The following is a 14,950-nucleotide window of genomic DNA, read 5'->3' on the forward strand; positions in this document are numbered from 1 at the left end:
CCTGATTCTTCTACCCTGCCACTCGCATCTTTCAGAATGGCGCCATAACAAAAGGTATTCATCTAATGCGTCGTCTCCTATGGAAATGGCACGGCTGGCTCGGACTCCTCGCCGCCGCGCCGCTATTTATCATCACCATGACCGGCAGTATCTTGGTGTTTAAGAGCGAACTCGAACACCTGTTGATGCCTGAGAAGGTGCTCGCCGCCGATGATAGCCGCCAGAGCTTTACCCAGCTCCTGAAAGCGGCAGACCAGGCCTTGCCACAACATGAAATCCTTGGCTGGCAGTTTGCGGCTCGCGCCGGCGAGGCAGACAAGCTCTATGTGGCCAAGCAGGGTACCTACGACTGGCAGATCCTGTTTGTCGACCCAAGCCAAGGCAACTTACTAAGCCAGCCCGTCGGCCTGAGTCACTACCTGCTGGATTGGCTGCTGGAGCTGCACTACACCTTACTGGCAGATCACCTGGGGCTCGCCGTTACCGCATTAATATCTGTCTTGCTGATATTGCTTTCGTTATCTGGATTTATCCTACATCGTCAGTTCTGGCGAACCTTCTTCACCCTAAGATGGGGTAAGAGTCTGCGACTCATTCTCAGCGACAGCCACAAGATGATGGGGATAGTCGGCGCACCGCTGTTTCTAATCCTTGGCTTTACCGGCGCCTGGTGGAACATAGCGCACATCTTAGAAGAGTGGGATGAGATAGATCCTAAAACACTCGCCATCACCCAGAGCTACTACAACAAGCAGCTGGATTTCAATGCGCTATTGACTCAGGCAAATCAAGTTATCCCGGGCTTCGAAGCCCATTATGTACGCTTTCCCGACAAGAGTTATCCCGGCATCCACCTGTTTGGCGCCGCAAGAGACAGCGGAGCTCTTCGCAGCGACTATGGTTCTATTGTCAGTTTCGATGATAAAGCGGGTCGCCTCACCGCCAGCGAGGATGCCACTCAGGCCGATGCACTTTACCAATTCGTCGACAGCTTTCGTCCACTGCATTACGGCCATTTCGGCGGATTAGTCAGCAAAATCATCTGGTGTGTGGTGGGCTTTTTCCCGAGCCTGATGGCCCTCTCCGGTTATTTAATGTGGCAGATCCGGCGCAAACCACAAACAAGGCGCCGCACGTTGCCAACACAATGCAAGACCTCGAAGGAGCAGGTATTGGCCCGATAGGATAAAAAAGGCCGGGTGATCACCCGGCCTCTTGATAAGGATTCGATAACGTTTAGCCTTCCATGGGCCAATTATGCTCTAGCATGCGTCCCTGGCTGGTGCTAAATGCTTCCTCTTTTTTGACACACTCATAGACACGTTTCACTAGCATGGGCTTACCGTCTGTGTGGGGCAAGGCGGGCAACTGACTGCCGAGGAGCTGCTTCTTATACTTTGACGCCTTGCTGGGCTGCCAGGAGAAACGCACCAGCACCTGCCCCTTATTGGTGTCGATGAAGCACTTGTAGTCTTCACGGGGCTCCGCCTGTAGCGGCCCAGTCATCGCACAACCGGCGAGTAGCACCAGCAAAGTTAATTTATTCACGCTAATTCTCTCACTTATTGATTTAATCATCTCACCACTCAGCATCACTTATTCCTGAATACCATCAACTACTCGCTATAGTAGTAGAGCTTTTTGGCGCGCAGACGACCACCTATACAGCGGTTATTCCCGGCTGGGCATTCGTCGTCGGGGTTAACCTTCTCCATCTCCTCGGCGGCATTACCTATGCCAATAAGATACATATAGGCGTCACCATCCTTTCCTTGGCCGCCTTTATTGTCGGCGGGGATCACCAGCTGAGGCGTGTCTAGCACCAAGTTACCCGCTTCGAGTACGGTCGACTTATAGGTACTAGTACCATACTGAAGGTTAAAACTTCTTAAATATCCCTTACCTGAACTCAAACACTGATTAGTTGCCGTCGAATTACCAGGAACGAACGTCGTAAACAGCACCTTCCCAGCAATAATGGTCGCCGATGACAGGTTCTTCTCACCATCCTCGGGAAACTTGAAATACCAACCCAGTTTCTTACCGATAGCCAGCTTATCGGGCGTGATCTCCGCTCTCGACTTGGTATTTTCATAGAGATCGCCGATGGTCAAAGCCGCTGGCGCCTTAGGCCTGCCTGTACCGCCAAAGGTCTGAGTCACCACATTTCGGTCTTGCAGGACGAAGAGGATATCCTCTCGGGAAGTATCCGACGGCGCCGCCCTGTGACCACTGCCCACCACCACGGCATCGTAAGGCACATTCTGACTGGTGGTCACCCTTGTGGTCTTGCCATTGACCGTATGATCAACCACAGAGACGTTATTAATCAGGGTCTGTGCCACAGCAGGGGCCGAGTAGAAGCGACGATTCTGCAGCAGCGACTTGCCACCCAGATCGGCAAACTTAAAGGCCGACCAGCTGCTCTTATCCGCCCTAGGCATATCCATGCGCCAGACGCTACCGCCAGTATCGACGGCATAGATACGGTCAGTATTGCCATCACCATCGGCATCGAGTACCGCCACACCGCTGGGAATACTGTCCTGAATTCCTGGCAGGGCAGTGCCGCCACCTACGCCAAACTGATGGATGAGTTTGCCGGTATCGGCATCGACGATGAATACACCGCGCCCCTTATTGTCCGCGGTGCCGACATTCTTACTATCCTTACCTGCCGGCGAGTAACCGGCGCCGAAGATGAGCACCGGCTTGTCGGTACCACTGGCGCTGCGAATCGTGGTCACCACAGGCGTCGACCAGGATTGTCCCAGCTCACTTAGGCCCGGAGAGCTGGCATCGATACGCCACTTGAAGGTTGGTGAATCGGGATTACTGATATCCAGGGCATAGTAGCTGTCACCACCACGACGCATGCCGAAATAAAGCCAGGCTTTTTCTACGCCTGAGGCGCCATTTTTCACATAGGCCACTGGAGAACCGTCGGCACCATAGACTGAGTGCACGCCCGTCGGCACATTGTTTCTTAGTGTTTGGATATTAGGCAGCACTTCATAAGGCATGAAGGCCCAGCTCTCGCTAACCTCATTGGCAGTGGTGTCATCCTTGAACATATGCATGAAACCATGGTTGGTGCCCACCAAGATACGGATATCCGGGCTGGACTTACTGCCGAAGTTCAATGCCAGAGGCTTAGAGTGCAGGGCATCACCCATGATGTCACTGCGCCAATTCTTGTTGGGATTGGCAATGCTAGACTGATTCTTCTCGTTGTCCACATCCAGTCCCTTGGCCCAGTCGAAGAGCTCCTTGAGCTGACTCTTATCCACCCCCATGAAATTGGCTAGCTTCTCCTTGCCGCCTGCCTTGCTGGCTGCCGCCGATAGGCTCAGCTTGTCCATGCCGCCCCCCAGATTGCTATACAGGGTTCGGCTATCGGCACCCTGCATAGCCGACAGCACGCCGCCCTTGCGCACATCGTTACCATCTCCACAGAGGTTCTTGGGCGTCCAGTAGGAACAAGCATCGTCCTTGATATTGCCGTCACCACCTATGGCTAACTTACCCTCAGCATCTAATACCTTGCCTTCGGAGTCGACTCTGAACTTCTTGATATTGCCTGTCCAGCGCGGCCCCCTGTCCGGCAGAAACATGGAGTAATAGGCATAATTAAAGGTCTGGGTGCGGTTAAAGTTGTTACTGGCCACAGAAGGCGAGGTAAAACTTGCGCTGTTGGCCAACACCTCGTTCACCGCCTGCTGAATCGAACCCTGCAGCTTAGTCGCGTCGGTGGCATCGAAATAACTTCCGCCCCCCTTGCTTGCCACCTTCTTCAGCAGGTCTTCGGCCTTCTTCGCCCCCTCACTGAAGCCAATGGTGTGGGTGATCACATGTTGCTCCCCATCCAGGTTAGGGTTCACGTCTTTGCGATACATCCAACTCGACAGCGCGCTCATGTAGCTGGTGCTGTGTTTGTCGACGCCGCCTGTCAAATCATTTACCGCTTTATCGGCGGCGCTGTCCAGCGTCGGTTCACCATCAGTGATGAAGACGATATAGGCATTGTTCTGACATTTTTTAAAGGGCGATTGATAGAGCTTCTTATCTGTTTTATTGAGTGCACCTTGATCTAAACCGTCATTTTTATTGGCTTTATAAGTTACCCATCGACCCCATGATTTATAGGTGTAATTTTTGTCATCATCGCCAAAGAGCACAGGCGCGCCGGCAAAGTAACGGTAGGCCTCGTAGAGGGTTTCACACAGGGGGGTATTCCAGCCATACTCAATATCTTTAACCCCTTCAAGCAAAGTCTTTTTTTGCCCTGGAGAGAGGGTCTGAATCGCCTTGATGATACGGCCGCCGTTACGACCATTATCCAAGGTATCGTCCGGACCATTCATGTTGAAGATTGCCAGGCCAAAGTCCACCCCTGGGGTGGTTAGGACGACGTTCTTAATCGCATCTTTAGCTAAGGCTAAGCGAGTCTTATCTTCTTGTTTCTTATTGGCATTATGATGCCAGCGAAGGTAATCCTCGGTATACACGGTGAGCACCCGCCCGGTACCAAAGCCAGTAAGCTGCGCCTGCTCCTTGGCGGTCTTCTTGATGCTATCACTCGAACTACTGCTGACATTGTTATACATGATAGGCGTGGTGGGAGACCCCAAACTATCGACAGGCAAGCCAGACATGAGGCCCTTGGCGTTAAGATAAGTGCCTTCTTGAATGTCTTCGTAACAATCCACCGCCTTGGCATTCAGGCCGTTGTTGTCACCAAACTCGCGCCAGGCACCATTGGCGCCACTATAGGTATACTTGCGAAAGAAACCGGTAAATACACCATAGTCGTTAAGAAATTCCCATGAACTCGCGCAGCTGTTGATGTCGCCCGAGAATTTGCGGCGCTCGTTGGGGTCATCGGGATTGGGTAGCTTATTCTTCCCCTGATCGCCCTTCACGTAATAGAGCATCCCAGATGTAGCGTTATTGGAACCGGAACCTCCGCCGGCACCTGGGCTATAAGGCACATCCACATCATAGACTGTGGTGCCCATACTGCCTGAGTTATCGAAGATGAGCAGGATCTGTGGCCTGGCGCCCGTTCGGGCACTCGCCTCATAGACATATAACTCGGTATCGTCGGCCCACAAAGAAGCCGAGAGAAGACTCATGATGGCAGTCAACAGCGCGACAAGGGGTTTAACAAGCTCTCCCTTTCGCTGCATGATGATATTTGCCAGAGCAGACTGACCAGCGCGCAAAATATCCATTTCACTAAACCTATTACTTCAAATTCTTTTTAATTTTTTAAATGACCCCTTATCCCACTTTCATGGCTCACTACCTAAACCCGCTATAGCTAGAGGCTATCAACCAAAGACAGACTTTCAGGCAGCAAAACACTAGCCGTAAGCATGAATTCAGCCACCTAGGATGAGACAAAAGTGCGATAGAAAGCGGATTTAACACCCCATGGATATAAAATGCAACATTTTTAACCAAAATGAATCATGCAAACAGGAGGATTATCGAAGTTTGACTGAATAACAGACTTAGGTAACAACTGCGCTATTTTATTGACACTGGAATGACCAGTACAATTTACAACCAACTTAAGACTAAAGCAAAAACTCAAAACAAATATAACCAACTAAATAATAAACGATTAACCTCTTAATGATGAGGAGGTTTTAAACAGATAGGCAAAGTATAAAAAGATAAGTATAACCGTCGTATAAATGACACTCACTCTATCATGCCACTTAAGGTGAATATTTAGTCACTCTAGAACAAAAAATATTCAGTTGTTATTTAAGATGTAAATTTTTCAACTTAATGGCTATTTAGGCCAAACATAGAAACATGAAATTAATCTAATGAATTGTTTGGGATAATCATCTTTTATGACAATCATCTTTAAGACAACAAACTTAGAGGCTATCATCGATGTGAAATAATAAGTAATAGATAATCGAATTGGCCCCCAATTTTGTCGGCAATTATTCAGCCCCATTTTTAAATTTGCTCTTCCTAACTAATACGTTTTAAGAAAACTCATAGCACTTGAGGAAAACAAGTTAACAAGCCAAGAGTCGGCAGCTTATAGGGTCAACCGGCTCAACATCGACCTCGACAGCATTGGCACAGAGACAAGTTCTCTGTGACAGGCATTTTACGTTTACCCGCTAAGGTTCAGATGAAGCGCAGTGAAGTTCTTCCCCCTGTCTTCCCCCTATTTCAAATACACAGGGGCAAGACAGGGGCGTCACCTTTTACTAAGTCACTGAGTCGTCTAGCCAACTATTCACTAATGCATCCTGTCACCTAGTCGAACATCCAGCCACTCAGGCGCCGCTTGCCTGCTGTTTGGCGATAGCATGCTCTAACTGTTCGGCCACAAAGCCGGGCGATCGGGTACGACCGGAGATCAGCTGATACATGGCGGGTATCACCAGTAGGGTCACCAGGGTCGCAAATGCCATGCCGAAGAACACCACAGTGCCCACGGCGATTCGGCTCTCGGAACCGGCACCGCTCGATAAAATCAGGGGCACGGCCCCCACCAAGGTAGTAAAGGCCGTCATCAGGATCGGACGCAAGCGGCGCGCCGAGGCGTCCAATATCGCACGCTCCAATGAGGCCCCCCTATCCCTGAGCTGGTTGGCAAACTCGACGATCAGGATGGCATTCTTGGTCACCATGCCGATCAACATGATCATCCCTATCTGGCTGTAGATGTTGAGCCCGACGCCCATCAGATAGAGACCCATGAAGCCACCGAAGATCCCCATGGGCACAGTCAACATCACCACCAGAGGGTTGATAAAGCTCTCGAACTGTGCCGCCAGCACTAGGTAGGCCACCAGCAACGCCAGGGCAAAGACCATCATGACGCTACTCTGGTTTTCCTTAAAATCCTTGGACTCACCCGTGTAGCCAATACTGATATCGCCGGGCAAGATCTCAATCGCCTTGGCGTCGAGAAAATCCAGCGCCTCGCCTAAGGTGTAGCCCTCTCCAAGATTGGCCTTGAGGGTGATCGACTTCTGCTTATTGGTATGACTCAGCTTATGCGCCGAGGCCACCTCCTCGATATGGGTAATGGCATCTAAGGTGATCAGTTCGCCGTTAGCGGCGCGCATGTAGATCTGACTCAGATCCGCCATGCTGTTGAAGCTCTCCTCCTTTCCCCTCAGATACACGTCGTACTCCTCTCCTCGCTCGATAAAGCTGGTTTCGCTGCGGCCCCCAAGCATCACCTCCAGCGTCTGAGAGACCTGGGCGACGCTGATCCCCAGCTCGGCGGCGCGCTGCCTGTCCACAATCACCACCAACTCAGGCGTGGTTTCGGCATAGTCGAGGTCCGCGCCGGTCACCATGGGCGAAACATCGGCAATCGCCTTAAGCTCGCTGGCCCACTTAAACAGCTCATCATAGTCGCTGCCCCCCAACACAAATTGTACAGGCTCACTAGACTGCCCCCTAAAGCCGGGTAGCATGGGCCGCACCATCACATCCGGGATACCCTTAAGCGCCTTAGCCACTATGCCCAATGCCTGCTGCGCATTGATGTCACGCGCCTGCCAATCTTCCAACTGCATGATCACAAAGCCGGTTTGATCGCCGGCGCGTCCGCCGAATGCCGGCGCCTGCACGCTGAAGGACTTGATCACTCCCTGGCTCAGCAGTGGCATCAGTCGCTGCTCGACGATATCCATGTTGCCCGTCATCCGGTTATAGCTGGTGCCCTCGGCGCCCTTCACGAAGGCGAAGATCACCCCCCTGTCTTCCTGAGGGACCAGCTGCGCCGGTACCAGCTTCATCAACAGACCGCTACCAAAAACACAGGCGATGATCACCACAGGTGCACCCAGGCGATAACGCACCGCCCAGACCAGACAGCGACGATAGACGGCCTCAAGTCTTGAGAATCCTGCGTCCATCAGACGGTTAAGGGCATTAGCCTCATGCTTACGCGTGAGCAGCTTGCTGCCGAGCACTGGGGTCAGGGTGAGCGCGATCACCGATGAGAAAATCACCGCCATGGCGAGCATCACGGCAAACTCGGTAAACAGACGTCCCACCATGCCGTCCATGAAGGAGATTGGCAGAAACACCATCACCAACACGGCGGTGGTCGCCACCACGGCAAAGCCCACCTCTCGGGTGCCTTTATAGGCCGCCAGAATAGGCGGCTCTCCTCGCTCGATATGATGAAAGATGTTCTCGACCACCACTATGGCATCATCCACCACCAGGCCGATGGCTAAGATAAGCGCCATCAGGGTGAGCAGGTTGATGGAGTAGCCGAGGTAGTTGGCGGCGATGAAGGCCGAGATCAAAGAAACCGGCACTGTCACCGCCGGGATCAGCGTCGCCCTCGCCTGACCGATAAACAGGTAGAGCACCAGCACCACCAGGGCACCGGTGATATAGAGGGTGTTGTACACCTCGCCGATCGACTGGTCGATAAACACGGTCGAGTCATAATCCACCGACAGTTGTGTCCCCTCGGGCAGAAACTTCTGCAACTTATCCACCTCCTGATGCACCCGCTGCGCCACCTGCAGCGGGTTAGCGTCGGACTGTGCCACGATACCCAGGCTCAGGTTAGGCACACCGTCACTCTTGAAGGTAGAGTTCTCATTCTCGGCGCCGATAAATACCTTGGCGACATCCTTAAGATAGATGGGACTGCCGTCGCTGGCGCTGCGCACCACCAGATAGTCGAAGTCTTCGGGATGCAGATAGAGTCTGGCGGTACGCACCGTCATCACAGTGGTGTCGTTACGCACCTCTCCGCCGGGGCTCTCGACGTTTTCGCTGCGCAGCGCATTGCTAATATCTGTGGTGGTTACCCCACGTCCGGCCATCAACTTGGGATCCAGCTGCACATACATCACCTTGTAGAGGCCGCCGGAGATATTGACCGAGCTGACCCCGGTGATCAGGCTAAACCTGTCTTCCAACACCCGCTGGGCATAATCGGTCAGCTGAGTCCTGTCCATGTTGCTGGAGCTAAGGTTGATGTAGACAGAGGGCTCTCCCGAGCCATTGTCTTTAGAGACGATCGGCTCGTCCGCCTCGTCGGGCAGGCGGCGCTGGGCCCTAGCCACGGCATCGCGTACATCGCTCACCCCCTCGGTCAGGTTCCAGTCGAGATCGAAGCTGATGGTGATGCGCGACATGCCGTTGCGGGTCACTGAGGTGATCTCATCTATGCCGCTGATCCCCGTCAGCTCATCTTCCAGCACAGTGGTAATTTGACTCTCCATGATGCTGGCCGAGGCGCCGCTGTAAGTGGTCATCACAGTGACCACAGGGCTCTCCACATCCGGCATCTCACGCACCGCCAGCTTGGAAAAACTCACCAGACCAAACACACACAGCAACAGGCTTAGGACGATCGCCACCACAGGGCGTTTAACCGACAGATCCGACAGCAACATTAGCTCTGTCCTCGTGTGAGTTCAGCCTCGCCCGCCTGGGCCTCTGATAGCCGCCCCTCGCCCGAGCTGTCAGCCAGCTGGCTAGCCTCGACATCCTCGACCTTGATGCCATCACGCATGTTCACCAGCCCCTTGACCACTATGGTGTCCCCCAGGGATAAGCCATCATCGATCAGCACCTGATCGTCGATACGCGCCCCCAGGGTCACCCGAGTGCGGCGGGCGATATTGTCGCTCCCCACCACATAGACAAAACGTTTGGTGCCGGAATACTCCAATGCCTGAACCGGTACCACGGCCTGGGTCACGGGGGCGAAATTGAGCCGCGCCGATATCAACATGCCGGGCCTTAGCCGATGATCCGGGTTATCGAAATTCACCCTCACCTTGAGATTGAGGGTCTCAGGATTGATCCTTGGGGCCATGGCCACCACCTGACCATGAAACTCGGCGCCAGCCCAGGCACTGCTGCTGGCCACCACAGGCATACCCATATAGATCTGCGACAGATAACGCTCGGGGATCTGCAGATCCAGGCGCATGCTGGAGAGATCGTCCAGGCTCACCAACTCACTGCCGACGCTCACCAGCTTGCCCAGACTAAAATCCACCAGCCCGACGACGCCATCGAAAGGCGCCTTGAGCGTGTGATAGTCCAGATCCGCCTGTGCAGCCTCTAGCCTGGCCTTGGCGATATCGACACTGGCCAGCTGGGCATCTATCTCGGTCTGGGTGATGGCGTGCTTACCTATGAGTCGCTGGTATTCACCTAACTTGCGCCGCTCGTCATTGAGATAGGCCTTGGCCTCGGCCAGGTTTGCCTTGGCCTTGGCATCTTCGAGACGCACCAATACCAGTCCCTGTTCCACGGCCTGATTATCACTTAAGTTGATCGCCTGCACCTTACCCGCCACCTCGGCGGCGATCTGTACCGAGTGATTGGCGGCAAGCTTACCCACTAACGACAGGTGCTGCGCCACTTGGTGGGCCTCGACCCTGGCACTGGCGATAGGCACGGCTCTAGTATTAAGGGCTCTGGTATTAAGGGCGCTGGTATTAACGGCCCTGGCATTAACTGCTGTGGCATTAGCGCCTTTGGTGCTTGCTGCAGTGGTATTAGTCGCTTTGGTATTAGTCGCTTGTGACGACTGCCCCTCAGCCTGCTTGTCGTCTAGGGCAAAGGTGAACAGCACTGCCAGGGCTAGCAGGCAAAGAGGAACAAACAGGTATTTCTTATCCATTGGGGCGGTATCTTATCCATGGGCTTTTCGAGTGCCCCTATTGTAAAATGGCGCCGTGGCTTAGAGGGTAAAGCAATGTAAAGCTGCGCAAAGCGTCACACTCATTGAATCACAAGAGTGCAAACAGATATGTCGGCCAAGCATGACAGGTAGCGAGCACGCTAACTTTCGGCTGATGAATGACAAGCAGCGTAAATAGGGAAAAGACAAGCAAGCATGAAACTCGACTGGCTAGACAACGACAGCCGTGCACAGGCATTTACCTTCTACAAGGCGTTCATGCCTCACGCCAGGATCGCCAAGAAAGAAGCCCTCTGCGTCGTCTACTTCGGTGAGCAGACCGAACAGGCAAGCAAGACTCACGCAAGTAAAACTCAGCCAATTCAAGCGCAGGCGATTGCGCATCAAACAAGGCAAGAGCGAGAAAGCCTACTTTTCGAAGACAGACAGATAGCCGCCGCGGCGCGCATCCGCCCAATAGGTCCCTATCGCCTGCTGACCGGCCTGTTAGTCCACCCACAGTTACGGGGACAAGGGCTGGGTACAAGCCTGATGCAGGCGTTGGCACCGACACTTGGCGCGGCGCCCAGTTTCCTGTTTTGCGAAGCCGAGCTCACTGCTTTCTACCGCGGCCTGGGCTTCATGTTACCCAATAACCCTCCCAGCGAGCTGCTGCAGCTGCAAAGGCGCTACCAGACTCAAGGCAAACAGCTCGTTTTGATGCAATATGGCAAAGAAACATGAACGCACTTTCCCATGAACGCACTTTCCTATGTGGAGTCACTCGGGTATGGTCTAACGACCAAACAACAAAAAGATGAGACTGCGTGAAACGAATCGCCCTCTTTGTCGATGTCCAGAACATCTATTACACCTGCCGCCAGGCCTATGGTCGTCAGTTTAACTATCACGCGCTGTGGCAGAGGCTCAATGAGCAGGGAGAGATAGTGAAGGCGCTAGCCTATGCTATCGACCGGGGCGATGACGGTCAGATCAAGTTTCAGGATGCCCTCAAGCATATCGGCTTCGAGGTCAAGCTAAAGCCCTTCATTCAGCGCAGCGATGGGAGCGCCAAGGGAGACTGGGACCTGGGGATCACCATAGATATCATGGAGCTGGCCGCCGAGGTGGATGCTGTGATTCTACTCTCGGGGGATGGTGACTTCGCCATGCTGCTCGAGCATATCGCAAGCAAACATGCCGTAGAAACCCAGGTTTACGGTGTGCCTGAGCTCACCGCCAAGGCGTTGATGGACGCCGCCACAGAGTTTCACCCCATCGACGGCGAGCTGCTGCGCTAATGCTCTAATGCGCTGACAGCTTGTAGAGCTGCTGGCAATAGGCCTTCGCCGAAGCCTCCCAGCTAAATCGCTTATGACTGGCGTTATCACAGACCTGCTGCCACTCCTCCTTACCTATGAGTGGCAGGGTCTGCGCTAGGGTCTGTAGCAAGGCGGCCGACTGCTCTGCAAGGCTATCTCCATAGAAAACGAAGCCGTCTTCCCCATGGCTTACCGTATCTTTGAGCCCGCCAACCCCATGCACCATGCAGGGCTGCCCCGCCCGCATCGCCAGCATCTGACTGATGCCGCAGGGCTCGAAGGAGCTGGGCATGATAAAGAGGTTACCGCACTCATACAGGGCGTCTGACAAGGGCAGATCGAAGCCATTGATAAACAGCAGGTTATGATATCTGCCAGCCAGCTGCATCAGCTGCGTTTCGATGGCATCTTCACCACTGCCCAGGATCGCCATCAGGCCACTTGGCGCATGCTCGGCCAGCATCTTAAGCAGATGCTCCAGAGTGCTGACGCCCTGCTCGTCGCGGTAGCAGAGGATCGCCATCTTCTGATCCGTCAAACGCCCCACTGAGGTCAATAGCAGCCTTGGGGCATCCTGAAATTCCGATTGTCGCCGCAGCCGGGCAAGGGTCATCAATGCCTGCTGATCGACGCTGCGAACCCAAGGCGTCTGACATAGCCAGCCCCCAATGGCTTGCTCGGCACTGTCGATGAGTGGCGTCAGCTTATCCGTGCTGCCCCTGAACAGCGCCTGACGCTTACTGAGCTGACCCGAGCCTTTATGACTTGGATACTCGCAGCCGTTTAAGATGCCATGCAGGGCGCCCGCTTGTTGTTTCAGCTGCAAATCAGCCTCCAATCCTTCACCGCCGACAAACCCAAGCTCAGGCGCTGAGGGGCGCAGCACCTCCTGGGCATAGCTCGGCGATACCAGATGCACGCGATCGCTCAGCACTATGGCCGCGCGCAGCGGGTTGAAACACTGGGGATATCTGGGATCTGTCACCTTAGCGAGTTCATCGTCATCGAGCGTGGCAAACAGACCGGGTAGCCAGGCCTGCAGGGAGGAGTGCTCCTGACTGAGCGGCCGCGTGCCTTGAATCGCCAGATTATGAATGGATAACACGCAGGGGATCGCCTTTAGCGCGCCATACTCGGGGGCAAAGGCGCGCAGCAGCGCCAGCACGCCGCAGTGCCAGTCGTGCAGATGCAGATGATCCGGCCTTGGCATCAGGCCCGACGCCAAGGCCTTGGCGACGCCCAAACAAAACAGGGCGAACTTGTTGGCGTCCTCGGCAAAGGGGCGTTCGCTCGCCCCCGGGGTGTAGATCTTACCGCCCTGATCGAACAGCGGATGATCGATTAGATAAAGATTCACCTCGGGCAGACTGGGGTGCGCCGCGCGGTAAAGGCTTAGCCAGTGTGGCTGCCCATAGAAATCCACCACCAGCTCCCCCAGCGATTCGGCCACCTGCTGACGATGCAAAAAGCCATAGCTTGGCATGATCACATCGCTACACACGCCCTGGGAATAGAGGGCGCCCGGCAGGTCACGGATAACGTCCGCCATGCCGCCCACCTTAGCCCCCTTGAGCGCGCCGTTCTCGGCGGCAACCATCAATACGCGCTTCATCACTTTCTCCTGCTGCGGCTTACTCATAACCCACCGGCAATCCCAACATGTCACGAGTCACCAGGGTGATCCCCCCTGCGGACACCCTAAAGCCCCGCGCCCTGTCGTGATCATGGTCATGGCCGATCACAGTGCCTTCGGGGATGATGCAGCCTCTGTCTAAGATGGCGTTCTTTATCTGACAGTTACGCAGCACCACCACATCGGGCAGCACCACCGAGTTTTCCACCGTGGAGTAGGAGCAGACCTGCACCTCGTTAAACAGCACGCTGCGCCTCACGGTGGAGCCCGAGATGATGCAGCCGCCCGAGACGATGGAGTCTACCGCCATGCCGCGGCGCTCATCGTCATCGAAGACAAACTTAGCCGGTGGCAGCTGCTCCTGGAAGGTCCAGATAGGCCATTTGGCATCATAGAGGTTCAGCGCAGGTGTCGGCGACAGCAGTTCCATGTTGGCCTGCCAGAAGGAGTCCAGGGTGCCCACGTCGCGCCAATAGGCTTCCTCATCGGTGAAGCCACTTCTGAAGGGGTGGGCGTAGACCTCGTGCTCCTCGATGATCGACGGGATGATATCCTTACCGAAATCGCGATCCGAGTTTTCGTTCATGGCGTCTTTCTTGAGCTGCTCGAATAGGAACTCTGTGTTGAACACATAGTTGCCCATGGAGGCCAGGCACATCTCGGGATTTTCCTGCAGATACTTTGGCAGCGCGGGCTTCTCTTCGAAGCCCAAGATCTTGTTGCGCTCGTCCACCTCGACCACCCCAAAGGCGCCCGCAGCCTCGGCCACAGGTACCTCTAGGCAGGAGACCGTCATGTCGGCGCCCGACTCGGCGTGGGCCGCCAGTAGGCCGGCATAGTCCATGCGATACACATGATCGCCAGAGAGGATCATCACATACTTGGGCAGCTCGTGGCGTATGATGTCGATATTCTGGAACACGGCGTCGGCCGTGCCCTTGTACCAGCTCTCGGAATAACGCTGGGAGGCGGGCAGGATCTCCACTGATTCCCCCAGCTCCTTCTTGAAGTGACCCCAGCCACGCATCACATGGCGGATCAGGGAGTGCGACTTATATTGGGTCACGACGCCGATACGGCGAATGCCCGAGTTGATGCAGTTCGACAGCGGGAAGTCGATGATGCGGAACTTGCCACCGAAATAGAGCGACGGCTTGGCGCGCCAGTCGGTCAATTCATGTAGACGTGAACCTCGCCCCCCGGCCAAGATTAATGCATAGGTTTCTCGGGTTAAATTACTGATATAACGTGGGCTAGGATTCATGTTAGGCATAAGAACTCACTCCTTGAGATAAAAAACAGACAACTTGCTTGGGCGCCACGGCGACCCGACTTAGCTCG

9 protein-coding genes are annotated in these 14,950 nt (G+C 54.4%); 3 read left to right on the top strand and 6 right to left on the bottom strand.

Features of this window, described 5'->3' with window-relative positions:
* The first annotated feature begins 65 nt into the window (after window positions 1-65).
* Window positions 66-1,184: a PepSY-associated TM helix domain-containing protein gene (locus L1D47_RS04370; RefSeq protein ID WP_239882718.1), complete on the top strand. Its 1,119-nt coding sequence runs from the start codon at window positions 66-68 to the stop codon at window positions 1,182-1,184.
* 52 nt (window positions 1,185-1,236) lie between these two features.
* Here L1D47_RS04370 and L1D47_RS04375 read toward each other — a convergent pair whose 3' ends face one another.
* The 4 genes from L1D47_RS04375 to L1D47_RS04390 all read right to left on the bottom strand — a co-directional run bounded on the left by L1D47_RS04375 (window position 1,237) and on the right by L1D47_RS04390 (window position 10,654).
* Window positions 1,237-1,548: a TapY2 family type IVa secretion system protein gene (locus L1D47_RS04375; RefSeq protein WP_152619148.1), complete on the bottom strand. Its 312-nt coding sequence runs from the start codon at window positions 1,546-1,548 to the stop codon at window positions 1,237-1,239.
* 68 nt (window positions 1,549-1,616) lie between these two features.
* Window positions 1,617-5,234 (bottom strand): PilC/PilY family type IV pilus protein, encoded by a 3,618-nt coding sequence (locus L1D47_RS04380; RefSeq protein WP_239882719.1) that lies wholly within the window; start codon window positions 5,232-5,234, stop codon window positions 1,617-1,619.
* A gap of 1,074 nt (window positions 5,235-6,308) precedes the next feature.
* Window positions 6,309-9,413, bottom strand: coding sequence for a multidrug efflux RND transporter permease subunit (locus L1D47_RS04385; protein ID WP_239882720.1), 3,105 nt, complete (start codon window positions 9,411-9,413; stop codon window positions 6,309-6,311).
* Window positions 9,413-10,654 carry an efflux RND transporter periplasmic adaptor subunit gene (locus L1D47_RS04390; RefSeq protein WP_239882721.1) on the bottom strand — a complete coding sequence of 414 codons (1,242 nt, stop codon included), beginning with the start codon at window positions 10,652-10,654 and terminating at the stop codon, window positions 9,413-9,415. The genes L1D47_RS04385 and L1D47_RS04390 overlap by 1 nt, the downstream gene beginning before the upstream one ends.
* Window positions 10,655-10,870: 216 nt before the next feature.
* Here L1D47_RS04390 and L1D47_RS04395 point away from each other — a divergent pair, with 216 nt between their 5' ends.
* Both L1D47_RS04395 and L1D47_RS04400 read left to right on the top strand, forming a co-directional pair.
* Window positions 10,871-11,398 (top strand): GNAT family N-acetyltransferase, encoded by a 528-nt coding sequence (locus L1D47_RS04395; RefSeq protein WP_239882722.1) that lies wholly within the window; start codon window positions 10,871-10,873, stop codon window positions 11,396-11,398.
* A gap of 83 nt (window positions 11,399-11,481) precedes the next feature.
* On the top strand, window positions 11,482-11,955 hold the full coding sequence (locus tag L1D47_RS04400) for an NYN domain-containing protein (RefSeq protein ID WP_239882723.1): 474 nt from the start codon (window positions 11,482-11,484) through the stop codon (window positions 11,953-11,955).
* Window positions 11,956-11,959: 4 nt separating this feature from the next.
* Here L1D47_RS04400 and L1D47_RS04405 read toward each other — a convergent pair whose 3' ends face one another.
* Entirely contained in the window at window positions 11,960-13,615 is a 1,656-nt protein-coding gene (locus L1D47_RS04405) for a glycogen/starch synthase (RefSeq protein WP_239882724.1), read from the bottom strand.
* Window positions 13,608-14,882, bottom strand: coding sequence for a glucose-1-phosphate adenylyltransferase (glgC, locus tag L1D47_RS04410; protein ID WP_239882725.1), 1,275 nt, complete (start codon window positions 14,880-14,882; stop codon window positions 13,608-13,610). Before glgC ends, L1D47_RS04405 begins: the two co-directional genes overlap by 8 nt.
* Between the last annotated feature and the right edge of the window lie 68 nt (window positions 14,883-14,950).

It is taken from the genome of Shewanella sp. Isolate7 (assembly GCF_022398425.1).
In the GTDB taxonomy this organism is placed as follows: Bacteria; Pseudomonadota; Gammaproteobacteria; order Enterobacterales; family Shewanellaceae; genus Shewanella.

Excerpts from the sequence above, each read along its gene's own strand:
- L1D47_RS04370 (WP_239882718.1), top strand. The coding sequence starts at position 66 with ATGCGTCGTCTCCTATGGAAATGGCACGGCTGGCTCGGACTCCTCGCC.
- L1D47_RS04380 (WP_239882719.1), bottom strand. The coding sequence starts at position 5,234 with ATGGATATTTTGCGCGCTGGTCAGTCTGCTCTGGCAAATATCATCATG.
- L1D47_RS04385 (WP_239882720.1), bottom strand. The coding sequence starts at position 9,413 with ATGTTGCTGTCGGATCTGTCGGTTAAACGCCCTGTGGTGGCGATCGTC.
- L1D47_RS04390 (WP_239882721.1), bottom strand. The coding sequence starts at position 10,654 with ATGGATAAGAAATACCTGTTTGTTCCTCTTTGCCTGCTAGCCCTGGCA.
- L1D47_RS04395 (WP_239882722.1), top strand. The coding sequence starts at position 10,871 with ATGAAACTCGACTGGCTAGACAACGACAGCCGTGCACAGGCATTTACC.
- L1D47_RS04405 (WP_239882724.1), bottom strand. The coding sequence starts at position 13,615 with ATGAGTAAGCCGCAGCAGGAGAAAGTGATGAAGCGCGTATTGATGGTT.
- glgC (WP_239882725.1), bottom strand. The coding sequence starts at position 14,882 with ATGCCTAACATGAATCCTAGCCCACGTTATATCAGTAATTTAACCCGA.